Annotated in this window: 21 protein-coding genes; 7 read left to right on the top strand and 14 right to left on the bottom strand. The window is 67.7% G+C overall.

What is annotated here, in order from left to right:
• Positions 1–43 precede the first annotated feature (43 nt).
• The 6 genes from ribB to NYR55_RS08720 all read right to left on the bottom strand — a co-directional run bounded on the left by ribB (position 44) and on the right by NYR55_RS08720 (position 5523).
• Positions 44–1333: a 3,4-dihydroxy-2-butanone-4-phosphate synthase gene (ribB, locus tag NYR55_RS08745; protein ID WP_260020857.1), complete on the bottom strand. Its 1290-nt coding sequence runs from the start codon at positions 1331–1333 to the stop codon at positions 44–46.
• A 65-nt stretch (positions 1334–1398) separates the two neighbouring features.
• Positions 1399–2010, bottom strand: a complete 612-nt coding sequence (locus NYR55_RS08740; protein ID WP_260020856.1) for a riboflavin synthase — start codon at positions 2008–2010, stop codon at positions 1399–1401.
• Between the two features lie 16 nt (positions 2011–2026).
• Positions 2027–2968, bottom strand: coding sequence for a bifunctional diaminohydroxyphosphoribosylaminopyrimidine deaminase/5-amino-6-(5-phosphoribosylamino)uracil reductase RibD (gene ribD, locus NYR55_RS08735; protein ID WP_260020855.1), 942 nt, complete (start codon positions 2966–2968; stop codon positions 2027–2029).
• Positions 2969–3003: 35 nt separating this feature from the next.
• Positions 3004–3369 carry a hypothetical protein gene (locus NYR55_RS08730; RefSeq protein WP_260020854.1) on the bottom strand — a complete coding sequence of 122 codons (366 nt, stop codon included), beginning with the start codon at positions 3367–3369 and terminating at the stop codon, positions 3004–3006.
• A 60-nt stretch (positions 3370–3429) separates the two neighbouring features.
• Positions 3430–4107, bottom strand: a complete 678-nt coding sequence (locus NYR55_RS08725; protein WP_260020853.1) for an energy transducer TonB — start codon at positions 4105–4107, stop codon at positions 3430–3432.
• Between the two features lie 90 nt (positions 4108–4197).
• Positions 4198–5523, bottom strand: coding sequence for a glutamate--tRNA ligase (locus NYR55_RS08720; protein ID WP_260020852.1), 1326 nt, complete (start codon positions 5521–5523; stop codon positions 4198–4200).
• A 118-nt stretch (positions 5524–5641) separates the two neighbouring features.
• On the opposite strand from NYR55_RS08720, the gene NYR55_RS08715 reads away from it, so the two are divergent.
• Positions 5642–6577: a ribose-phosphate pyrophosphokinase gene (locus tag NYR55_RS08715; protein WP_260020851.1), complete on the top strand. Its 936-nt coding sequence runs from the start codon at positions 5642–5644 to the stop codon at positions 6575–6577.
• Here NYR55_RS08715 and nhaA read toward each other — a convergent pair.
• The gene (nhaA, locus tag NYR55_RS08710) at positions 6574–7839 is read right to left on the bottom strand and encodes a Na+/H+ antiporter NhaA (RefSeq protein WP_260020849.1); all 1266 of its coding nucleotides are present in this window, start codon (positions 7837–7839) and stop codon (positions 6574–6576) included. The genes NYR55_RS08715 and nhaA overlap by 4 nt on opposite strands.
• A 146-nt stretch (positions 7840–7985) precedes the next feature.
• On the opposite strand from nhaA, the gene NYR55_RS08705 reads away from it, so the two are divergent.
• A complete protein-coding gene (locus NYR55_RS08705; RefSeq protein WP_260020847.1) occupies positions 7986–8846 on the top strand; it encodes a hypothetical protein in 861 nt (286 codons plus the stop codon).
• A 3-nt stretch (positions 8847–8849) separates the two neighbouring features.
• Here NYR55_RS08705 and NYR55_RS08700 read toward each other — a convergent pair whose 3' ends face one another.
• On the bottom strand, positions 8850–10427 hold the full coding sequence (locus NYR55_RS08700; RefSeq protein ID WP_260020845.1) for a lysine--tRNA ligase: 1578 nt from the start codon (positions 10425–10427) through the stop codon (positions 8850–8852).
• A gap of 308 nt (positions 10428–10735) precedes the next feature.
• Between NYR55_RS08700 and NYR55_RS08695 the strand changes: the two genes are divergently transcribed.
• From NYR55_RS08695 to NYR55_RS08685, 3 genes are read left to right on the top strand one after another with little or no spacing between them, the layout of a single operon-like run.
• Positions 10736–11626 (top strand): bestrophin family ion channel, encoded by an 891-nt coding sequence (locus NYR55_RS08695; RefSeq protein ID WP_260020843.1) that lies wholly within the window; start codon positions 10736–10738, stop codon positions 11624–11626.
• 39 nt (positions 11627–11665) lie between these two features.
• Positions 11666–14410, top strand: coding sequence for an ATP-dependent DNA helicase (locus NYR55_RS08690; RefSeq protein WP_260020842.1), 2745 nt, complete (start codon positions 11666–11668; stop codon positions 14408–14410).
• The gene (locus NYR55_RS08685; protein WP_260020841.1) at positions 14407–14946 is read left to right on the top strand and encodes a histidine phosphatase family protein; all 540 of its coding nucleotides are present in this window, start codon (positions 14407–14409) and stop codon (positions 14944–14946) included. Before NYR55_RS08690 ends, NYR55_RS08685 begins: the two co-directional genes overlap by 4 nt.
• 29 nt (positions 14947–14975) lie before the next feature.
• Here the strand turns inward: NYR55_RS08685 and NYR55_RS08680 are convergent, their stop codons facing one another.
• The 5 genes from NYR55_RS08680 to rpmF all read right to left on the bottom strand — a co-directional run bounded on the left by NYR55_RS08680 (position 14976) and on the right by rpmF (position 18031).
• Positions 14976–15323, bottom strand: a complete 348-nt coding sequence (locus NYR55_RS08680; RefSeq protein ID WP_260020840.1) for a MerR family transcriptional regulator — start codon at positions 15321–15323, stop codon at positions 14976–14978.
• A 43-nt stretch (positions 15324–15366) separates the two neighbouring features.
• On the bottom strand, positions 15367–15666 hold the full coding sequence (locus NYR55_RS08675) for an integration host factor subunit alpha (RefSeq protein ID WP_260020839.1): 300 nt from the start codon (positions 15664–15666) through the stop codon (positions 15367–15369).
• A 152-nt stretch (positions 15667–15818) separates the two neighbouring features.
• On the bottom strand, positions 15819–16778 hold the full coding sequence (locus NYR55_RS08670) for a beta-ketoacyl-ACP synthase III (RefSeq protein WP_260020838.1): 960 nt from the start codon (positions 16776–16778) through the stop codon (positions 15819–15821).
• Positions 16779–16788: 10 nt separating this feature from the next.
• On the bottom strand, positions 16789–17820 hold the full coding sequence (plsX, locus tag NYR55_RS08665; protein WP_260020837.1) for a phosphate acyltransferase PlsX: 1032 nt from the start codon (positions 17818–17820) through the stop codon (positions 16789–16791).
• Positions 17821–17851: 31 nt separating this feature from the next.
• Positions 17852–18031, bottom strand: coding sequence for a 50S ribosomal protein L32 (gene rpmF, locus NYR55_RS08660; RefSeq protein WP_260020836.1), 180 nt, complete (start codon positions 18029–18031; stop codon positions 17852–17854).
• Between the two features lie 224 nt (positions 18032–18255).
• On the opposite strand from rpmF, the gene NYR55_RS08655 reads away from it, so the two are divergent.
• Entirely contained in the window at positions 18256–18684 is a 429-nt protein-coding gene (locus NYR55_RS08655) for an MAPEG family protein (RefSeq protein ID WP_260020834.1), read from the top strand.
• On the opposite strand, the gene NYR55_RS08650 is transcribed toward NYR55_RS08655, so the two are convergent.
• The gene (locus tag NYR55_RS08650; protein ID WP_260020833.1) at positions 18681–19343 is read right to left on the bottom strand and encodes an MBL fold metallo-hydrolase; all 663 of its coding nucleotides are present in this window, start codon (positions 19341–19343) and stop codon (positions 18681–18683) included. The two genes, NYR55_RS08655 and NYR55_RS08650, sit on opposite strands and share 4 nt — an antisense overlap.
• A gap of 79 nt (positions 19344–19422) precedes the next feature.
• Here NYR55_RS08650 and pabB point away from each other — a divergent pair, with 79 nt between their 5' ends.
• Positions 19423–21198, top strand: a complete 1776-nt coding sequence (gene pabB / locus NYR55_RS08645) for an aminodeoxychorismate synthase component I (RefSeq protein WP_260020832.1) — start codon at positions 19423–19425, stop codon at positions 21196–21198.
• Positions 21199–21219 lie beyond the last annotated feature (21 nt).

Below are 21219 nucleotides of genomic sequence, written 5' to 3'. Positions count from 1 at the left end.
ATAAGGTTGGTTCCGGCCGGTCCGGGCCGACCGGACAGTGGCGTCAGGGTTCGACGTCGATCGGCCGTTCGCCGACGATGGACAGGCCATAGCCGTCAAGGCCGACCAGCGTGTGATGCGTATTGCTGAGCAGCACCATTTCCTCGACCCCCAGTTCGGTCAGGATCATCGCGCCGACGCCGTAATCGCGCAACTCCTCCATATCCACCTCGGTCCGCGTGCCCGCGCGGCGCTCCACCGCCATGGTGAAGGCATCGTTGCGCGGTTTGTTGATGACCACGACGACGCCGGCCCCGGCCTCTCCGATGATCTGCATCGACCGTTCGAGCAGGCCGCCCCGGTCCCCCGCCTCTCCGAACAGGTCGCCAAAGGGGGACAGGGCGTGCATCCGCACCAGCGTGGGGGTGGCCGGATCCACCTTGCCCTTCAGCAGCGCGACCTGTTCGGTGCCCGCCGCCTTGTTCCAGAAGGTGATGACGCGCCATTCGCCGCCCCAGCGGCTGGTGAAGCTGGTTTCCGCGCGCCGTTCGACCAGATGGTCGTGGCGACGGCGATAGGCGATCAGATCGCGGATCGTGCCGATCTTCAGCTTGTGCAGCCGGGCAAAGGCGACCAGGTCGTCCATGCGGGCCATGGTCCCGTCATCCTTCATGATCTCGCAGATCACCCCGGAGGGGTTGAGCCCGGCCAGGCGGGAGACATCGACCGCCGCCTCGGTATGGCCGGCGCGGACCAGCACGCCGCCCGGCCGCGCGACCAGCGGAAAGACATGGCCCGGCGTCACGATTTCGTCCGCGCCCTTCGACGCGTCGATGGCGACAGAGATGGTGCGCGCCCGGTCCGCCGCCGAAATGCCGGTGGTGACGCCGGTCTTTGCCTCAATCGACACGGTAAAGGCGGTTTCGTGGCGGGTGCCGTTGGCGCGGCTCATCAGATCGAGGCCAAGCTGATCCACCCGGTCCTTGGTCAACGACAGGCAGATCAGCCCCCGGCCGTGCGTTGCCATGAAATTGATCGCGGCGGGCGTCGCCATCTGGGCCGGGATGACCAGATCGCCCTCATTCTCCCGGTCCTCATCATCGACTAGGATGAACATCCGGCCATTGCGCGCCTCGTCGATGATCTCCTCGATCGGGACCAGGACGGGCGTGTCGTCATTCGCAAAGACAAAGGATTCGAGCTTGCGCAGCGTGTCCGCGGTGGGATTCCAGTCGGGCTGTTCCAGGTCGCGCAGGGTGTTGGCATGAAGCCCGGCCGCGCGGGCAAGGCCGGAGCGGGACATGCCCCCCTCCACCACCAGTTTGCGGACACGGGCAATCAGATCAGTGGACATCGGACGTCGCTCCAGAACAGAAGCCGCGCCCCTATCACATCGCAGTGTGACGTTCCAGAATAGATTCACATTGCCGGGTGAAGGCGATCCTTCATCCGCGCCAGATAGCGGGCCAGTACGTCAATCTCGACGTTCACCGCATCGCCCGCGCTCAGCGTCCCCAGCGTGGTGACCGACCAAGTATGGGGAATGATGTTCACCGACACGTCCGAACCATCGGCCGTGTCCGCAACCTCGTTCACGGTCAGCGACACGCCGTCGATGGTGATCGATCCCTTTGGCGCGACAAAGGGGGCAAGCGGTTCGGGTAGGCGAAAGCGGACGCGGTGCGATTCGCCATCGGGGGTGACGTCGATGACGCTGGCCACGCCATCGACATGACCGGTCACGATATGCCCGCCCAGTTCGTCGCCCAGCCGCAGGGCGCGCTCAAGATTGAGGCGGCGGCCGGCGCTCCACATTCCGGATGCCGTCTTGCTGACCGTTTCGCCGGACACGTCGAACCGCACCCGGCCCGGTGCCTTGTCCACCACGGTCAGGCACACGCCCGAACAGGCGATGGATGCGCCCAGATCGATGCCTGCCACGTCATAGCCGGTTGCCACGGTGACGTGCAGGTCGCCCGTCGCCTCAACCGATTCGATCGTGCCGATATCCGTGACGATGCCCGTGAACATGGCTGCACTCTCTCCGTTATCGCGCCCGCTGGTATAGCTGCATGGTGTCGCTGCCAAGCATCCGCTGTTCGAGCAGGTGCCACCGGCCGTGCGCGGCGGACAGATCGCCCAGCCCCAGATCGGGCAGGGTCCGGCCCCCGCCGATCAGGATGGGCGCCCGATAGAGGAGCAGGCGGTCGACCAGGTCGGCCGACAGGAATGTTGCCGCTGTCTGCATCCCCCCTTCGACCAGCAGATGATTGACCGGCAGGCCGGCGATCGCCCCGGGCGATGCCAGCGTTTCCACGCCCTCCAGCGCCGCGCCGGTCAGCACGTAACGGGCGGGCGAACGGTCGTGCAGTCCCGGCAGCCGGACGTCGAGCGCCGGGCGATCCGCCAGCCATGTGCCGCGCCCGACCAGGATCGCGCCGTGCCGCGCGCGTTCCAGATGGGTGTGCGCCCGCGCCTGTGGCCCGGTGATCCAGCGGCTGCTGCCATCCGCCATTGCGGCGGCTCCATCCAGCGACAGGGCGAGTTTCAGCGTGACCAGCGGGCGACCCAGCACCTGACGCGTCAGGAACCCCGCCATCGTCTGTGCCGCCGCCACCGCGCCGGTGCCGATATCAAGGGCGATGCCCGCATCGCGCAGCCGGGCATGGCCGCCCCCACTCACCCGCGGGTCCGGATCGCCCATCGCCGCAACGACACGGGCGATGCCGGCGGCCAGGATCAGGTCCGCACAGGCCGGGCCGCGGGGGGAGAGATGGCAGCACGGCTCCAGCGTGGTGTAGAGCGTGCCGCCGCGCGCGGCATCGCCCGCCTGCGCCAGCGCCATCGCCTCTGCATGGGGCCGCCCGCCCGGCTGCGTCCAGCCGCGCCCGACGACCCGGCCATCGGGGGCAAGGACGATGCAGCCGACATTGGGGTTGGGATCGCTGAGCCCACGGGTTCGCTCGGCCAGCGCAATGGCGGCCGCCATCGCCCGCTCATCGACCGCGCCCCCCGGCACCCGGTTCAGAGCCCGAACCGACTGAGGCCGTCGTCGATCTTTTGCCACTCGCGGCGGCGCTTTTCCTTTTCGGCGTTGATCTTTTTCAACCGTTCCAGCTTTTCCGCCTCGTCCACCTTTTGCTGGGCGGTGATTTCGGCATCGGACCGGTCAAGCCGCCAGTCGTTCACATAGACGATCTCGCGCTTGTACGGTTTTTCCCATTTGCTGTCCTGAACGAACCCGAACACGACCAGACCGGTCAGTGTGGCGGCCAGGCCCAGAAAGCCCCATTTGTGTGGAGCGGGACGGATCAGCATGTCATAGGCGTCGCGAAGGGCGCTGCGCGGTCGCACCTGTCGCATCATCCGGAAATGGTTGGGCGAAAGCATGGACAAAACATAGGGGCAGAGGCCGGCCACGACCAGCCCCCGCCCCCAAAACGGCCCGGATCAGTTGATCCGGAAGCGGACCGTCATCTGTTTCCACACCTCCTGCGGCACGCCGTCGCGGGTCGCGGGGCGGAACCGCCAGCGGGCAAGCGCGTGGCGGCGCGTTGCCTGAAAGAAGCCGTCGCTATCGGCAGAGACGCGCTCCACCGCCTTTACCCGGCCATCGACGCCGATCAGTACGCGGACGGTGACGATCCCTTCTTCGCCAAGGCCAAGTTCGCGGCCCGGATAATCGGGCTGAAACGTCCCGGCATAGCGGGGATCGACGGTTGCCCCGATCAGCACGGGGGCGGGCGGATCGACGATGGTACCCGTGCCGGCCCCCGTACCTGTGCCGCCCGGCGTGCCAGTGGTCGGGCCGGATGGCACAGGCGTGGGTTCGGTGGGGCCGGTGATGACCGGGCCGGTCGGCGGCGCGTCGATCACGGGGCGGACAATGTCGATGGTCGATGAACGCGGGGGCGTTTCCACCGTCGGCTTCACCGGTGCCTGCTTTTCGACCGGCAGGGGCGAAGGCGGCGTTTCGATGGGGACGCGATAGGTTTCGATGGTGTCGTCCCCGGGCGGGATTACAGTGACTGCACCCAATGTGGCGAGCGCGGCGATGATCGCGCCATTCACCAGCAATGCGGAACCCAGCGCCGCCGGGTTCAATCCCTTGTTACGGTCTGCATACATGGCTTCGTCTCCTCTCCAGTGGAGACGAGTGATGGTACAACATCACAATTTGCTGTCAAAGGCTTTCGCTATGGCCATCCAAAGGCGCAATCAATGGGCGGTCAGGCGGGCCAGCGCGCGTGTGCGGCCGATCAGCGGCAGCAGCGCGGCCATGTCCGGGCCATGGTCCCGGCCGGTCAGCGCAAGGCGCAGCGGCAGGAACAGGGCCCGGCCCTTTCGGCCTGTAGACCCCTTCAGCACACCCGTCAGCTGACCCCAGGGATCCTGGCTCCAGTCCAGTGCCTCAGTGACGGCAGCCGCCTCGGCCAGGAACCCCGCCTCGTCCGGTTGGACCGGGACGGCGATGTCGCCTGCGATCACCGGCCACCAGTCCGCCGCCTCCGCCACCACCGACAGGTTGGGCCGCACCGCATCCCATGCGGCGGCATCCATGCCGGCGGGCAGGCGATGGACGACGGCATCAAAGGGTAGCTGATGCACGATACGGGCATTGACCTGTGCCAGTTCCTGTTCGTCGAACCGGGCCGGGGCACGGCCGAAACGCGCAAAATCAAAGCTGGCGAGGAGCGGCGCTGGATCGGCAAAGGGCTCGACCGGATCGCTGGTGCCGATGCGGGCCAGCAGCGACAGGATCGCCGCAGGTTCGATGCCCGCGTCGCGGAAATGATCGCAGCCGAGCGAGCCGAGCCGCTTGGACAGCTTGCCCTCCGCCCCGGTCAGCAGCGCGGCATGGGCGAAGCGCGGCGGGGCAGCGCCCAGCGCGTCGAACATCTGTACCTGTGCTGCGGTATTGGTGACATGATCCTCGCCCCGCGCGACCAGCGTGATGCCAAGGTCGATATCGTCGATCACCGAGGGGAGGAGGTACAGCCAGCTGCCATCCGCGCGGCGCACCACGGGATCGCTCATCGACGCGGCATCGAACTGCTGCGGCCCGCGCACCGCATCGTCCCATTCGATCGCGCCATCGGCCAGACGAAAGCGCCAGTGCGGCCGCCGCCCCTCGCCCTCGAACGCCGCGCGCTGATCATCGGTCAGGCGAAGCGCCGCGCGGTCATAGACGGGGGGCAGGCCCCGCCCCAGCAGGATCTTGCGGCGAAGGTCCAGCTCCTCCGGCGTTTCGTAACAGGGATAGACCCGGCCCGCCGCCTTCAGCCGATCGAACTCCCGCTCATACAGGGCAAAGCGGTCGGACTGGCGCACCTCTGCATCCGGGGTCAGGCCCAGCCAGGCCAGGTCGGCGCGGATCGCATCGACATATTCGGCGCGGGAGCGTTCGGCATCGGTATCATCGATGCGCAGCAGGAACCGCCCGCCGCCCGCGCGCGCCGCCAGCCAATTGTGGATGGCCGTGCGCAGATTGCCGACGTGCAGGCGGCCGGTGGGGCTGGGGGCGAAACGGGTCACGATGGTCATGATGCGCCCAGCGTCTAGGCCGCAGCGGCCCGTGCCGCAATCGCCACTTGCCGGGGGGGCCACCCGCCGCCTAAAGGGCCGCTGTCAAAATTCCTTCATCAACTGCGTGGGGCGCGACATGAAGCTGTTGGCGGGCAATTCCAATCTTCCGCTCGCGCGGGCCATCGCGCACTATCTCGAAATTCCGCTGACCCAGGCGAATGTGCGCCGGTTCGCCGATGAAGAGATCTTTGTCGAAATCCTGGAAAATGTGCGGGGCGAGGACGTGTTCGTCCTGCAATCCACCGCCTATCCGGCCAATGACAATCTGATGGAGATGCTGATCATGATCGATGCGCTGAAGCGCGCATCGGCCAAGCGCATCACCGCCGTCCTCCCCTATTTCGGCTATGCCCGCCAGGACCGCAAACCCGGCCCGCGCACGCCGATTTCCGCCAAGCTGGTCGCAAACCTGATCACCACCGCCGGCGCCGACCGCGTCCTGTCGGTGGACTTGCACGCCGGGCAGATTCAGGGGTTTTTCGACATCCCGACCGACAATCTGGTCGCCGCGCCGGTGATGTCGGCCGACATCCATACCCGGTTCGGGGACAAGAACCTGATGGTCGTGTCGCCCGACGTCGGCGGCGTCGTGCGCGCCCGGTCGCTGGCCAAGCGGCTGGACAATGCCCCGCTGGCGATTGTCGACAAGCGCCGCGAGCGGGCGGGCGAATCGGAAGTGATGAACATCATCGGCGAGGTGGAAGGCCGGTTCTGCATCCTGATCGACGATATCGTCGATTCGGCTGGCACGCTGTGCAATGCCGCCGCCGCGCTGAAGGCGGCAGGGGCGGAAGGGGTCGTTGCCTATTGCACGCACGGTGTCCTGTCGGGCGGGGCGGTCGCGCGGGTCGAGGCATCGTCGCTGGAAGAGCTGGTGATCACCGATTCGATCGGCAATCACAGCATCATCGCCGATGCCAAGCATATCCGCCACCTGACCATCGCCCCGCTGCTGGCCGAGGCCATCCGGCGGATCGCGGAAGAAGCGAGCGTTTCCAGCCTGTTCGATTAATCCGCGCCGGCAGGCACCAGAGGCGCCGGTTCGTCCAGCGCATCGTCGGGCCGGGCGGGCCGGACGGCCGGCTTGCCGCCCGCCGAGCGGATCAACAGGTAGCCGCCGATCGCGGACAGGATCGACCCGGCGAGCACGCCGATCTTCACCTCGTTGACGAACAGCTCGTTGCCCGGAAACGCAAGGCCGCCGATGAACAGGCTCATGGTAAAGCCGATGCCGGCCAGCATCGCGACGCCATAGATCTGCTGCCAGCTGGCGCCGCCCGGCACTTCGGCAAAGCCGGTCCGGCAGCTGATCCAGATGCTGCCGAAAATGCCGAACTGCTTGCCCAGGAACAGGCCGAGCGCGATGGCCAGCGGCAGCGGCTCAAACAGGATTTCCGGCCCCAGTCCCATCAGCGGCACCCCGGCATTGGCAAAGCCGAACAGCGGGACGATCAGGAACGCGACCGGTTTGTGAAGCGCGTGTTCCAGCCGGTGCAGCGGCGAATCCTGTGCATCGGGCGCGCCCGGCGTCGGCTTTACCGGGATCATGAAGGCGGTGAGCACGCCAGCGATGGTCGCATGAACGCCGGACAGAAAGACCAGATACCAGAGCAACGCGCCCAGCAGCAGATAGGGCCAGAGCCGCTGAACATTCGATTTGTTGAGGAAATACATCCCGCCAAGGACCAGCCCGGCCGCAGCCAGCGCCAGCGAGGACAGCCCGGCGGTGTAGACAAAGGCGATGATCGCCACCGCGCCCATATCGTCGACGATCGCAACGGTGGTCAGGAACAGCTTGAGCGAGGCAGGCGCATGGCGGCCGAGGATCGCCAGCACGCCGATGGCAAAGGCGATGTCGGTGGCGGCCGGAATCGCCCAGCCATTGGTCAGCGCCGGATCAAAGCCGGTGACGAACAGATAGACCGCCGCCGGCGCGGCCATTCCCGCCGCAGCCGCGATGAAGGGCAGCCGCCGGTCCGACCAGCGGGCGAGGCGGCCATCGGTAAACTCCCGCTTGATCTCCAGCCCGACCAGCAGGAAGAAAATCGCCATCAGCGCATCGTTGATCCACAGATGAACGGTCATCGACCCGTATTTGGGCGACAGGACAGGGCCGGTGTCGAGGTGCAGGAAATGCTGATACCCCTCTGCCGTTGCGGGCAGATTGGCGGCAAGCATGGCCAGCACGGCAGCAACGATCAGGACGATTCCGCCCGTCGCCTCGCTCTTGAGGAATTGCCGCAGGGCTGATGGAGCCCGGGTGCCGGTAGCCATTGAAACCTCCTGTTGCCGCTCCCCTGCAACGTCCTAACTGCTGGTCATCGGGCCGCAAACCCCATATCCGGTGGCCATGGCGAGTTCCTATGAGCCCCATCGAACCAATCCATTGATCCAATGGTGGCGACAGCACGCCGTCGTCGATGTCGATCATGTCGATGTCGTTGAACGGGTGCGGGACGCATCTGTCGCCGCAGCACGCGCTGGTGCAGACCGTCCTGCTGTTGGCGGTATTCGCTGCGCTGGCGGTCCCGCTGGGGCTGACCTTGCGGCAGATTGCATGGGAGGCATCCGCATCGCGGCAGGTTCGGGAGGTGGTGGCGAGCCAGTTTCCGAACGATGCGCGGATCAGCCAGATCGAGGTCAGTTATGCCGGTGAGACGGTACGGGTCACGGCCACGATGCTGACCCCGGAATTGCGGGGACGGGCGGAGCCGACGGCGGCGGCGACGTTGACGCGGCTGTTGAACCGGCCGGTGGCTGTGGCACTGGAACAGGTTCAGGTTGCGGGCGGCGAGGCGGAGGCGGCGCAGCTGGCGGCGGCGAGTGCGACGGCGCGCAACCGGGAAGAGACGATTTCGGCAATGACCGACCGGCTGGCGCTGGTCGCGGGGGTCGAGCGGGGCGCGGTGCTGATCGACCGGGAGGCGCGGCGGGCGATGGTGCGGGCGGTGGTGCTGCCGGGCGCCGGCCTGGCGACCTATCGCGGGCTGGAACAGCGGATCGCGAGCACCGCCGAGGGGTGGCGGGTCGAGCTGGTGCCGCCGGCGCTTGCCCTGCCCGACATCCCCTATCGCGAGGACGAGCCGGATGCCGCGGCGCTGGCGCTGGCAGCATGGGCGGGCCAGCGGGTTGCGGCGCCCATGGGCGTTTCCGGCCCGGCCCAGCGGGCGGAGGCGGTGGTCGCCCGACTGACATCGGCCGGGGTCCAGGCCCGGGTGACGGAGCGCGCCGCAACCGGCGATGCCGTCACCCTGAGCTGGCTGGCACCGGACAGCGAATAGCCGTCAGGCCTTTGCCAGCGCCTCCGCGATCAGGGTGCGGCTGTTGTCGATCCCGTAAAGCGCAATGAAGCTGCCCATGCGCGGTCCCTGGCTGGAGCCGAGCAGGGTTTCGTACAGCGCCTTGAACCAGTCGCGCAGGTTTTCGAAGCCGCCGGTCTTGCCGATTTCATAGACCTCGTTCTGGATATCCTCGGCACTGGCATCGGCGGGCAGCGTGGCGAGCACCGCGTCGAGACGGCGCAGGGCGTCCACCTCCACCCCCTCTGGCGCGCGGCGGACCAGGGTAGGGGCAACGAAGTCGCGGTTATAGGCCAGCGCCTTGCCGATCAGTTCGTCCAGCGCCGGGTGGCTTTCGGGCGTGGCGTCGGCGACGTAGTTGCCGAGATAGCCCCAGACCTGTTCCCGCGTCGCGCCCGCGCCCATCACGCCGACCAGATTGAGGATCAGGCCAAAGGTGACGGGCAGCGCCGCGACCGGCGGCGGGCCGTTGTGAATGTGGTGCACCGGATTGCCGAGCCGCTGTTCGACCGGCTGGGCATCATAATTGCCCGCAAACTGCCAGTAATCGTCCACTGCGCGGGGGATGACGCCCATGTGCAGCGCCTTGGCCTTTTTCGGTTCGCGATAGATGTAGAAGGCGAGGCTTTCGTCCGAGCCATAAGTCAGCCATTGTTCCAGGCTGAGGCCATTGCCCTTGGACTTCGAGATCTTTTCCCCCTTTTCATCCAGGAACATCTCGTAATTGAAGCCTTCGGGCGGGCGGGCGCCAAGGACGCGGGCGATCTTTGACGACTGGGTGACCGAATCGATCAGATCCTTGCCCGCCATTTCATAATCGACGCCCAGCGCGACCCAGCGCATGGCCCAATCGACCTTCCATTGCAGTTTCGCCCCGCCGGACAGGATCGATTGTTCGATCACATCCCCGTCGTCGGTGAAGCGGACGATCCCCGCCTCTGCATCCACGACCTCGACCGGCACCTGCAGCACCACGCCCGATTTCGGGCTGATCGGCAGGACGGGGGAATAGGTCGCCTGACGTTCGGCGCGCAGCGTCGGCAGCATCACGCCCATGATCGCGTCATACTGGCGCAGTACCTGGCGCAGGGCATCGTCGAACCGGCCGGAGGTGTAGTAATCGGTGGAGGAGGCGAATTCGTAATCAAAGCCGAAGCGGTCGAGAAATTCGCGCAGCATCGCATTGTTGTGATGGGCGAAGCTTTCGTACTTTTCGAACGGATCGGGCACCTTGGTCAGCGGATGGCCGATATAGGCCCGGAGCATCTCCTGATTGGGCACATTGTCCGGCACCTTGCGCAAACCGTCCATGTCGTCCGAAAACGCGATCAGGCGCGTCGGCTGATCCGACAGGGTTTCGAAGGCGCGGCGGACCATGGTGGTGCGCAGCACTTCGTTGAACGTGCCGATATGCGGCAGGCCCGACGGACCATAGCCGGTTTCGAACAGCACCGGTGCGCCCTTTTCCGCCGGATAGCGTTTCAGAAGCTTGCGCGCCTCTTCATAGGGCCATGCCTTTGAAACGAGCGCGGCGTCGCGCAGTGCCTGATCGATGCTGGTCATAGTGGCTGAGCCTTTGCCGCGTTGGGGCGCGAATCGCAAATCGCATCGGCGGCGGGCCGCGGCGGCGGTTGACAGTTTGGACACAAAAAGAGGGTTTTCGCGGCGGAAGCGCCAGCGACGCGACAGGGAAGCGACAGCCGGGCGACTCGCGCGGTGGGCGGCATGGGCATGCCGCAGGAGGGAAAAGGACATGTACCTGGCATGGCGGCGAGCATGACGATCCTGTGCCGTGTAGGACAGGCGCAAAGGAACCTATGTCAAGATCACGGATTGTTGCGCGGCGCCAATGACCGACGGACCCAGCGACCATGATCATTTCCAGCACCCCGCGCTTCAGCCGCATCGTCCGCGACGTGTGGAAGCCGCTGACCGTGCTGGCGGTGTGGGACATCATCGTCACCGTCACCTATTTCGTGCTGCCGTTCCGAGCGCCCGAATTGCCGTTGACCATTTTCGGTACCGTGCTGGGCCTGTTCATCGGGTTTCGCGACAATTCCGCCTATCAGCGATGGTGGGAGGGGCGCATTTTGTGGGGGGCGATGATCAACGCATCGCGCAGCCTGTCGCGCAGCGTCATCGCGTTCCTGCCCGACGAACCGGAGGCGGCGCGCGAATTGAAGCGGTCGATCGTGCTGCGCCACATCGCCTATGTCCACGCGCTGCGCGGGCAATTGCGGCGGTTGCCCGAAAATCCCGATATCGACCGCATCCTGGGGCCGGAGGAAGCGGCCGAGGCGCGGTCCTTTGCCAACCCCGCCAACGCGCTGCTGACCGGCAATGGCCGCCGGATCGAGGAGGCGCGCCGCAACGGATGGATCGACACCATCCAGCAGACGCAGATCGAGCGGGTGATGGTCGATATCTCCAACGCGCAAGGCGGGATGGAGCGGATCAAGAACACCCCGCTGCCGATGCAGTACCGGTTTTTCCCGGCGTTTTTCACGCGCCTGTTCTGTGTCCTGTTGCCCATCGGCCTGGTCGAGACGCTGGGCTGGGCAACGCCCGTCGGATCGACGCTGGCGGGCCTGATGTTCCTGGCCGCGCTGCGCATCGGCGATGACCTGACCGATCCGTTCAGCAATACCGAGCATGACGTGCCGATGACCGCGATGTGTACGACGATCGAAATCGACCTGAAGCAATCCATCGGCGACGAGCCCCCCCCGCCGGTCACGCCGGTCAAGAATGTGCTGTGGTAAGCGTTTCCATAATGTTCCCGCTGGGCTAGACCCCCGCGGGTGACCATCGCCCTGCCCCACCCTGCCCTGCACGCCAGCCATTCCGGTGCCTGGATCAGCGATGGCGACGGCACGCGCGCCGTCGGCCGGGGCGAGGCGATCCGGCTGGCCGCCGATACCCCGGTGCTGATGCTGAACGCGCCGCTGGTGGCCGCGCGGCTGGGCTATGCCGACCTGTCCGGGCTGGACGTGCTGGAGCTGTTCGCATTCCTGCACCCGGCCCGGTTCCTGGTGCCGACCCCGGCGGGGCTGGCGCGGGCGGTCGGCCTGACCGTCCCCGAACAGGATGCGGACATTGCCGCGATGCTGCGTCAGGCGGCGGCGGCGATGATCGAGCGGATCGGCACCGAATGGCCGGAGCGGGAGGGGGCGTGGCACGCACTAGAATCGCTGGCCCGCGCCCGCTGGCCCTGGGCCCCGGTGCTGGCCCCCCATGTCCGAAAGCCGAAAACGGCCGAACGCTGGCTGTTCAGCCGCCTGCCCGAATGGGAGGAAGGGCCGCCCCGCCCCGCGCCGCGCACCATTGCCATCGAACCGGAGGAAGCGGTCGCCCGGCTGCGCCAGCTGACCGGCGCAGGGGCGGAACAGCGCGAGGGGCAGCGCGCCTATGCCGCGGCCGCCGCCCGCGCCTTTGCCCCGCGCGACCGGCGCGATGCGCCCAACATGGTGCTGGCCGAGGCGGGGACCGGCATCGGCAAGACGCTGGGCTATCTGGCCCCGTCTGCCCTGTGGGCCGAACGGGCGGGCGGCGCGGTGTGGATTTCGACCTTTACCAAGGCGCTGCAGCGGCAATTGTCGGCAGAGGGCGAGCGGTTGTTCCCCGACCCCGCGGTGCGGCGGCAGCGGATCGTGACGCGCAAGGGGCGGGAAAATTACCTGTGCCTGCTGAACCTTGAGGACGCATTGCAGGGCGGGTTTGCCGGGCGGGCGGCGATCCTGGCGCAGCTGGTGGCGCGATGGGCCGCCTACACCGCCGATGGCGACATGGTGGGCGGCGACCTGCCCGGATGGTTGCCCACCTTGTTCCGGCGCAACGGGGCGACTGCGCTGACCGACCGGCGGGGCGAGTGCATCTATGCCGGGTGCCCGCATTACCGGAAATGCTTCATCGAGCGCGCGGCGCGCGATTCGGCCCATGCCGATCTGGTCATCGCCAATCACGCGCTGGTGATGGTCAATGCCGCGCGGGGGCGAGAGGCGACGAGCCGGCCGACCCGATATGTGTTCGACGAGGGCCATCACCTGTTCGATGCCGCCGACGCGATGTTTTCCGCCGCGCTGACGGGGCAGGAGGCGATCGAGCTGCGCCGGTGGGTGATGGGGCCGGAGGGGACGAGCCGGGGGCGGCGCCGGGGGCTGGCCGCGCGATTGTCCGATGTCGCCAGTTACGATGCGGAGGGCGCGCGGGCGATTGCCGATGCGGTGCAGGCGGCACAATCGCTGCCCGGCGATGGATGGTTGCAGCGATTGAACGAGGGCGAGCCGTTCGGCCCGGTCGAGCGGTTGCTCGCCGAGGTGCGCGGCCTGGTTTATGCCCGCGCCGAAAAGAATGTGGAGGCGGGATATGGCCTGGAAACCGACTTGGCCGAGCCGTCGCCCGCGCTGATCGAGGCGGCAGGCCCGGCGGCCGATGCGCTGGAGGCGCTGATGCGGCCGCTGATGGTGCTGGGCCGGCGGCTGGAGGCACTGATTGAGGAAGGGCCGGACTGGCTGGACGGGCCGGCACGGGCGCGGATCGAGGGGGCGGTCGCCTCGCTTGGCTGGCGCGTCGATCTGGTCCGTGCCTGGGCCGCGCTGAACGCCCGGATCGGCGGGCCGGCGGATCCACAGTTCGTCGACTGGCTGGCGGTCGACCGGATCGACGGGCGCGAGGTGGATGTCGGGCTGCACCGGCACTGGCTGGACCCGACGGTGCCGCTGGCCAGTACGGTGCTGGAACCCGCGCATGGCGTGCTGGTGACGTCCGCCACGCTGCGCGCGGGCGGCGACTGGCCGGTGGCGGAGGCGCGGAGCGGCGCGGTGCACCTGCCCCGCGCGGCCGAGCGGTTCGAAGCGGCAAGCCCGTTCGATTATGCGCGCCAGGCCGAGGTGATGATCGTCACCGACGTGCCAAAGGGCGATATGGCGGCGCTGGCCAATGCCTATGGCAAGCTGATCCTGGCATCGGGGGGCGGCGCGCTGGGCCTGTTTACCGCGATCCGGCGGCTGCGCGCGGTTCATGCGCGGATCGCCGACCGGCTGGCGCGCGAGGGGCTGCCCCTGCTGGCGCAGCATATCGACCCGATCGACACCGGCACGCTGGTCGATATTTTCCGCGACGATCCCCATGCCAGCCTGATCGGGACCGATGCCCTGCGCGACGGGGTGGACGTGGCCGGCCATTCGCTGCGGCTGGTGGTGATGGAGGGGGTGCCGTGGCCACGGCCCGGCGTGCTGCACGCCGCGCGCAGGCTGGCCGGCGGGGGCAGCGCCTATGACGACCGGATCGTGCGCGCGCGGCTGGCCCAGGCGTTCGGGCGGATGATCCGGCGGGCGGACGACCGGGGGCTGTTCGTCCTCTTGTCCGCGGCGATGCCGTCGCGCCTGCTCAGCGCCTTTCCCCACGGGACGCCGGTGCGCCGGGTCACGCTGGATGAGGCGGTGGCTGCGGCGAGGCGGCTTTCCTTTACGGAACGGCTGGGGCATGAGGCGGACGAGGCGGCGGCCGTGGATCGCCGCGAGGATGCCCGGCCGGAGCCCGAATGAAGACGCTGATCCTGCTGCGCCATGCCAAGTCCGGCTGGGACGATCCCGTCGCACGGGATTTCGACCGGCCGCTGAATGCCAAGGGGATGCGCGCGGCAGAGGCGATGGGCCGGCACGCGCGCGCCATCGGCCTGACCTTCGACCGGATCGTCGCATCGCCCGCACGGCGCGTGCAGGAAACGATGATCCATTTCGGCGAGGGTTACGGGACGGCGCTGACCCCGGAATGGGACCGGCGGGCCTATCTCGCCTCACCCGGCACGCTGCTCGACCTTGTGCGCGAACAGCCGGAAACGGCGGACCGGGTGCTGATTGCGGGACATAATCCGGGGCTGGAGGAGCTGGTGCTCGACCTGGTGCCGGAGGGGGCGGACGAGCGGCTGCGCGTGCTGGTCGAACAGAAATATCCGACCGCGGCGATCGCGGTGATGACGCTGGGCGAGACATGGGCCGAGGTGGCGAGCGGCGGCGGCCGGCTGGCGCGGTTCATCCGGCCGCGCGATGTGGACCCCAGCCTGGGGCCGGACCGGGACTGAACGTCAGCGGTGCCGCGCGCCGGGGCGGGTTAGTCCCGTTCGAGCAGCGCGGCGAGGCGGTTGCGAAGCGCGGTCAGGTCGGACAGCGTGGCCCCGGCCTGTGCGGCAGGTGGCGGGGCAGGCGCGGCGGGACGACCCTCTGTCGCCAGCAGCTGTTGCACCCCGCGGATCGTATACCCCTCCCGCTCCAGCAGGTGATGGATGCGCCGGGCGAGCGCCACATCCTCTGGCCGGTAATAGCGGCGCTGGCCGGCACGCTGGACCGGGCGAAGCTGGCTGAACCGGCTTTCCCAGAAGCGCAGGCGATGTTGCGGCACCCCCAGATCGGCCGCCAGTTCGCCGATGGTGCGAAAGGCCGTGTCCGATTTCGTCCCCATCGGCAGGGTCAGCAGGCCGGAAGCGCGACGGTCACCGCGGCCCTTATTCCGCGTCGGCCAGCGTGTCGCGCATCATCTGGCTGGGCCGGAAGGTAAGCACGCGGCGCGGGGCGATGGGCACTTCGACCCCCGTCTTGGGATTGCGGCCGATGCGTTCGCCCTTGTCCCGCAGGATGAAGCTGCCAAAGCCGGAAATCTTCACATTTTCGCCCTGCGCCAGGGCATCGCACATATGCGACAGAATCTGTTCGACCAGTTTGCCCGAATCCGCGCGGGACAGGCCGACCTCCTGATGCACCGCCTCTGCGATGTCGGCGCGCGTGAGCGTCCCCCCAGAATTCATGTCATGTTCCTTGATGACGATATGTATTGGTTACGCGACTTGGCGATGTCGTAACATATTGGGATGGGAACACAAAGCGCAGCCATGACGGGGCCGTATCGACCGTCCGGGCCTGGCGAAAATCCGTACCGGAACGGGACACCGCCACCGGATCAGTAGCGGACGACCGCCGCACCCCAGGTAAAGCCGCCGCCCATCGCCTCCAGCACAAGAAGGTCGCCGCGCTGGATGCGGCCGTCGCGCACGGCGGTGTCCAGGGCCAGCGGTACCGAGGCGGCAGAGGTGTTGGCATGGCGATCGACGGTGACGATTACCTTTTCCGGCGCCAGGTCGAGCTTGCGCGCGGTGGCATCGAGGATGCGGGCATTCGCCTGATGCGGGACGACCCAGTCGACATCGGCGGCGGTCAGACCGGCGGCGGCCAGCGCCTCGCCCATCACGGTCGCCAGGTTGACGACGGCGTGGCGAAACACCTCCCGCCCCTTCATCCGCACATGGCCGACCGTCTGCGTCGTCGACGGGCCGCCATCGACATAGAGCAGGCCGTTGTGACGGCCATCGGCGTGCAGGCGGGTGGAAAGGATGCCGTTTTCGGGTCCAGCCTGTCCTTCCAGCACGATCGCGCCCGCGCCGTCGCCAAACAGCACGCAGGTTGCGCGATCCTGCCAATCGAGGATGCGGCTGAAGGTTTCGGCCCCGATGACCAGTGCGCGGTTGGCCGCGCCCGCCCGGATCATGCTGTCGGCGACCTGCACCGCATAGAGAAAGCCGGAGCAGACGGCGGCGACATCGAACGCCACGCAGTCGGGAATGCCCAACGCGGCCTGAACCAGCGTGGCGGTGGCCGGAAACGTCTGATCCGGGGTGGCGGTGGCCAGCACGATCAGGTCAATCGCACCGGCATCGATTCCTGCGGCGGCAAGCGCGGCGCGGGCGGCATCGGTGGCCAGGGTGGACGTCGTCTCCCCCTCCCCCGCGATATGGCGGAAGCGGATGCCGGTGCGTTCGACGATCCATTCATCGCTGGTGTCGACGGTTTCGGACAATTCGGCATTGGACACGCGCCGCGCGGGAAGCGCGGAGCCGGTGCCCAGGATCACGGAACGGCGCATCTCCATCCGATCAGGCCGCGCGCGCTTCGAAATTGCCGAGATCCTCGGCAATCCGGCGAGCCAGATCGTCGCGCACCATCTTGGCCGCGACCGCGATGGCATTGGCCACGCCCGCTTCGTTCGCGCCGCCATGGCTTTTCACGACCAGGCCATTGAGGCCCAGGAAAACCGCGCCATTGTGATTATTGGGATCGAGATGATGGCGCAGCAATTCGGTTGCCGGGCGCGAGATGAGGAACCCGATCTTTGACCGGGTCGAGGAGCGGAAGGCGCGTTTCAGAAGGTCGCCGACGAACCGGGCCGTCCCCTCCGCCGTCTTGAGCGCGATATTGCCGGTAAAGCCGTCGCAGACGATCACGTCCACCTCGCCCCGCGACAGCCGGTCCCCCTCGATATAGCCGCAAAAGTCGAGCGGCAGGTGCGGCGCGGCGCGCAGCGCGGCAGCAGCATCGCGGACCACGTCGTTGCCCTTCAGCTCCTCGGTCCCGATGTTGAGCAGCGCGACTCGCGGACGGGAAAGATCAAGCGCGGTGCGGGCATAGGCCGCGCCCATTACCGCGAACTGAACCAGGTTGCGCGCATCCGATTCGGCATTGGCGCCAAGATCGAGCATCACCGTGTCGGTTTCGCCAAGGCTGGGCAGCAGCGCGGCAAGCGCGGGCCGCTCGATCCCCGGCATGGTGCGCAGCGCCAGTTTCGCCATGGCCATCAGCGCGCCGGTATTGCCCGACGAGATGGCAGCGCCCGCCCGGCCCTGTTTCACCAGATCGATGGCAATGCCCATCGAACTGGTCTTGGCACGGCGAATCGCCTGGCTCGGCTTGTCGTGCCCGCCGATCACAACGGGCGCGTGCACGATTTCGGATGCAGCCGACAGGGTGGGATGATCGGCAAGCCCGGCGCGAATCGCCGCCTCGTCCCCCACAAGGAAGAAGCGCAGGTCCTGCGCCCTGCTGCGTGCAGCGGCAACGCCGGCCAGCATGACTTCAAGGCCCTTGTCACCGCCCATCGCATCGATGGCGAGCCAGGAGCCTTGCGTCATCGTTCAGAAAACCCCGTTGACCGGACGGACGTCAGCCTTCGACCGACACCACTTCACGGCCGTTGTAATGCCCGCAGGCATTGCACAGATTGTGCGGGCGCTTCAACTCGCCACAGTTCGGGCATTCCTGGAACGCCTCGACAGTCAGAGCGTCATGCGCGCGGCGCATGCCCCGGCGGGAGGGCGAAGTCTTTCTCTTGGGAACGGCCATCTCGGCACCTTCTATTCGGAACAGCAGCTTGGATTCAGGCCGCGATACGCCCAACCCATGAACCGGGCAAGCCGCGCGCCGAACGCGCCACATGCCCGACCGGCGGACAGGCAGGTCGCGAAACGAGCGTGGGCCTATAGCGATTTTCGCCGTGGTTGCAAGCGCGCCGCCGATATGGAAGGGCCGGCCGTGACCGATAACCGGTTTTTCGGGGGACGGATCCGATGACGATTGCCCTGCCAGTGGCGCTGACCACCGTCGCCGCCTGTGCGCTGATCAATTTCTGGCTGGCGATGCGCATCGTCAAGATTCGCATGAGCCAGGGGATCGTCCATGGCGATGGCGGCGATTCGCGGATGGCGGCGCGGATGCGGGCCCATGCCAATTTCGCCGAATATACGCCCATTGTGCTGATCCTGATCGCGCTGATCGAACTGGCGATGGGCACCAGCCTGTGGCTGTGGCTGGCGGGGGGCACCTATGTCGTTGCCCGCATCCTTCACCCCATCGGCATGGACGGATGGTTGCCGGAGCGACAGGTGGGCACCATCGGCACCTTTACCGCCATGCTGCTGCTGGCCGTCGCCGGGCTGGCCGTGCCGTGGATGACCAGCGCCGAGTCGCGGACCGTGGTGATCGAACAGCCGCGCTAGCCCCGCGCCAGCACCGAATCGGCGACGATCGGGTTGGTGCGCCGTTCATGCCCGAAACTGCTGGTCGGGCCATGGCCGGGCACGAAATGCGTCTGATCCCCCAGCGGCCAGAGCCGGCCGGTGATCGACGCGATCAGATCGTCGAAATTGCCCAGCGGGAAATCCCAGCGGCCGACCGACCCCTGAAACAGCACGTCGCCGACCACCGCCAGGTCGGACGGGGCGTGGTGGAACACCACATGGCCGGGCGTGTGGCCGGGGCAGTGATAGACATCGAGCACGAGGTCGCCGACCGTCACCTGATCCCCGTTCACCAGCCAGCGATCGGGTTCGAACGATTCGCCGCGCACGCCATAGCCGGGGCCGTCATCCTTCAGCCGGGCGATCCAGAACCGGTCCGCCTCGTGCGGCCCCTCGATCGGCACGCCCAGCTGCCTGGCCAGCGTCCCCGCCTCTCCGCAATGGTCGATATGGCCATGGGTGATCAGGATCTTTTCGATGGTCACGCCCAGACGGTCGGCAATCGCCGTCAGCTTTTCGATTTCCGCACCCGGATCGGTGAACGCACCGCGCATGGTGCGGGTGCACCACAGGATCGTGGCATTCTGTTGCAACGGAGAGACGGGCACGATCTGGACGCGCATCGGGGGCTGGGTCATGGGCAAAGACGTAAGGCCTTGCGCCGCGGCGGACAACCGGGGCTTGCCCTTCGCAGCGCAGGCGGCCAAGCGGGAGCGGATGATGGTTGATCGCACCCAGCCCTTCGTCCTTGCCGACGACGCGCGACCGGGCGGCCGGACCGTGCTGTACCGGCGGCCGGTGCAGACCGTGACGGCGCGGGATGCGGACGGGATGGCCGCGGCGCTGGATGCGCTGAGCACCGCCGGCGCCAGCGGGCTGCATGCCGCCGGGTTCATCAGTTACGAGGCGGGCCATGCGCTGGAGCCGCGGCTGGCCCCGCTGATGCGCGCGCCTGCGGGCGGGCTGCCGCTGATGTGGTTCGGGCTGTTCGAGGCGGCGGAGCCGGTCGATCCCGGTGCATGGCTGCCCGATCCGGCCGGTGCGTGGATCGGCGCGGCCCGGCCGGGGATTTCGCGCGCCGCCTATCTGACCGCGTTCGACACGGTGCAGGCCGCGATCCGCGCGGGCGACATCTATCAGGCGAACCTGACCTTTCCCGCCACGGTGCCGGTCGCGGGGGATCCGATGACGATCTATGCCAAGCTGCGCGCCCGGTCGCTGGCCGGGCATGGCGCATTGGTGTGGACCGGCACCGACTGGCTGATCAGCCTGTCGCCGGAGCTGTTCTTTGCCAGCGAGGGCACGTCGATCACCGTCCGCCCGATGAAGGGCACCGCCCCGCGCGGGGCCGATGCGGATGCGGACCGGGCGGCAGCGGCGGCATTGCAGGCCGATGCCAAGCAGCGGGCCGAAAACCTGATGATCGTCGATCTGATGCGCAACGACCTGTCGCGGGTGGCGGTGGCCGGATCGGTGCAGGTCCCCGCCCTGTACACCGTCGAGCCCTATCCGACGGTGCATCAGATGGTGTCCACCGTCACCGCGACGCTGGATGCGGGGACGGATGCGGCCGGGGTGCTGCGTGCGCTGTTTCCCTGCGGATCGGTGACCGGCGCGCCCAAGATCCGGGCGATGGAGGTTATCCATGGCGTGGAGGCGGGTCCGCGCGGCGCCTATACCGGGGCGATCGGCAGCATTGCGCCGGACGGCGATGCGACGTTCAACGTGGCGATCCGCACCCTGCACCTGAAACCCGGCGAGGGGGCGGCCAGCCTGGGCCTGGGGTCGGGGATCGTCGCCGATTCGGTGGGCGGCGAGGAATGGGACGAATGCCTGACCAAGGCACGGTTCCTGACGGCGGGCGAGCGGCCGGTGGACCTGATCGAGACGATGGCGTTCCTGCCCGAACATGGCATTTTGCGGCTGGACCACCATCTGCAACGGATGCGGGAAAGCGCGCGGGCGCTGGGCCATGCGTTCGACCGGCACGAGGCGCGCAACGCGTTGCAGGCGGCGACCTTTCGCCTGGACGGGCCGGCGCGGGTGCGGCTGGTCCTGGGCGCAAGCGGGGCGATCGCCATCGAAACCGGGCCCATGCCCCCTGCCCCGGCCGAGCCGGTCGGCGTTGCCATCGTGCCGCGCAAAGTCGCGCCAGACGACTTTCGGTTGCGGCACAAGACCAGCGACCGGGCGCTGTACGACGATCCGCGCCGCGCGGCGGGCACGTTCGAGGTGCTGTTCGCCGATGCCGATGGCCAGTTGAGCGAGGGCAGTTTCACCAGCCTGTTCGTGCCGATGCCGGACGGCCGCTATGCCACGCCGCCGCTGGCCGCCGGGCTGTTGCCGGGCGTGTTGCGGACCGCGATGATCGAGGCGGGCGAGGCGGTGGAACGGCCGCTGACCGCCGCTGATCTGGCGCAAGGATTTTGCGTCGGAAACAGCCTGCGCGGCCTAATTGTTGCGCGGCTGGTTGCGGAAGCGGGCCGCGGCTGATAAGCGCGCGCCGCCCTGTTC

Origin of the sequence: Sphingomonas sp. BGYR3, assembly GCF_025153455.1 — a bacterium.
Classification (GTDB): domain Bacteria; phylum Pseudomonadota; class Alphaproteobacteria; order Sphingomonadales; family Sphingomonadaceae; genus Sphingomonas.
Note: the sequence above shows the minus strand (reverse complement) of the source record. Positions and strands in the feature narration are given on the sequence as shown.

Bases quoted from the DNA above. Each gene is read 5' to 3' on its own strand.
- ribB (WP_260020857.1), bottom strand. From the start codon at position 1,333: ATGTCCACTGATCTGATTGCCCGTGTCCGCAAACTGGTGGTGGAGGGG.
- NYR55_RS08740 (WP_260020856.1), bottom strand. From the start codon at position 2,010: ATGTTCACGGGCATCGTCACGGATATCGGCACGATCGAATCGGTTGAG.
- ribD (WP_260020855.1), bottom strand. From the start codon at position 2,968: ATGGCGGCCGCCATTGCGCTGGCCGAGCGAACCCGTGGGCTCAGCGAT.
- NYR55_RS08730 (WP_260020854.1), bottom strand. From the start codon at position 3,369: ATGCTTTCGCCCAACCATTTCCGGATGATGCGACAGGTGCGACCGCGC.
- NYR55_RS08725 (WP_260020853.1), bottom strand. From the start codon at position 4,107: ATGTATGCAGACCGTAACAAGGGATTGAACCCGGCGGCGCTGGGTTCC.
- NYR55_RS08720 (WP_260020852.1), bottom strand. From the start codon at position 5,523: ATGACCATCGTGACCCGTTTCGCCCCCAGCCCCACCGGCCGCCTGCAC.
- NYR55_RS08715 (WP_260020851.1), top strand. From the start codon at position 5,642: ATGAAGCTGTTGGCGGGCAATTCCAATCTTCCGCTCGCGCGGGCCATC.
- nhaA (WP_260020849.1), bottom strand. From the start codon at position 7,839: ATGGCTACCGGCACCCGGGCTCCATCAGCCCTGCGGCAATTCCTCAAG.
- NYR55_RS08705 (WP_260020847.1), top strand. From the start codon at position 7,986: ATGTCGATCATGTCGATGTCGTTGAACGGGTGCGGGACGCATCTGTCG.
- NYR55_RS08700 (WP_260020845.1), bottom strand. From the start codon at position 10,427: ATGACCAGCATCGATCAGGCACTGCGCGACGCCGCGCTCGTTTCAAAG.
- NYR55_RS08695 (WP_260020843.1), top strand. From the start codon at position 10,736: ATGATCATTTCCAGCACCCCGCGCTTCAGCCGCATCGTCCGCGACGTG.
- NYR55_RS08685 (WP_260020841.1), top strand. From the start codon at position 14,407: ATGAAGACGCTGATCCTGCTGCGCCATGCCAAGTCCGGCTGGGACGAT.
- NYR55_RS08680 (WP_260020840.1), bottom strand. From the start codon at position 15,323: ATGGGGACGAAATCGGACACGGCCTTTCGCACCATCGGCGAACTGGCG.
- NYR55_RS08675 (WP_260020839.1), bottom strand. From the start codon at position 15,666: ATGAATTCTGGGGGGACGCTCACGCGCGCCGACATCGCAGAGGCGGTG.
- NYR55_RS08670 (WP_260020838.1), bottom strand. From the start codon at position 16,778: ATGCGCCGTTCCGTGATCCTGGGCACCGGCTCCGCGCTTCCCGCGCGG.
- plsX (WP_260020837.1), bottom strand. From the start codon at position 17,820: ATGACGCAAGGCTCCTGGCTCGCCATCGATGCGATGGGCGGTGACAAG.
- rpmF (WP_260020836.1), bottom strand. From the start codon at position 18,031: ATGGCCGTTCCCAAGAGAAAGACTTCGCCCTCCCGCCGGGGCATGCGC.
- NYR55_RS08655 (WP_260020834.1), top strand. From the start codon at position 18,256: ATGACGATTGCCCTGCCAGTGGCGCTGACCACCGTCGCCGCCTGTGCG.
- NYR55_RS08650 (WP_260020833.1), bottom strand. From the start codon at position 19,343: ATGACCCAGCCCCCGATGCGCGTCCAGATCGTGCCCGTCTCTCCGTTG.
- pabB (WP_260020832.1), top strand. From the start codon at position 19,423: ATGATGGTTGATCGCACCCAGCCCTTCGTCCTTGCCGACGACGCGCGA.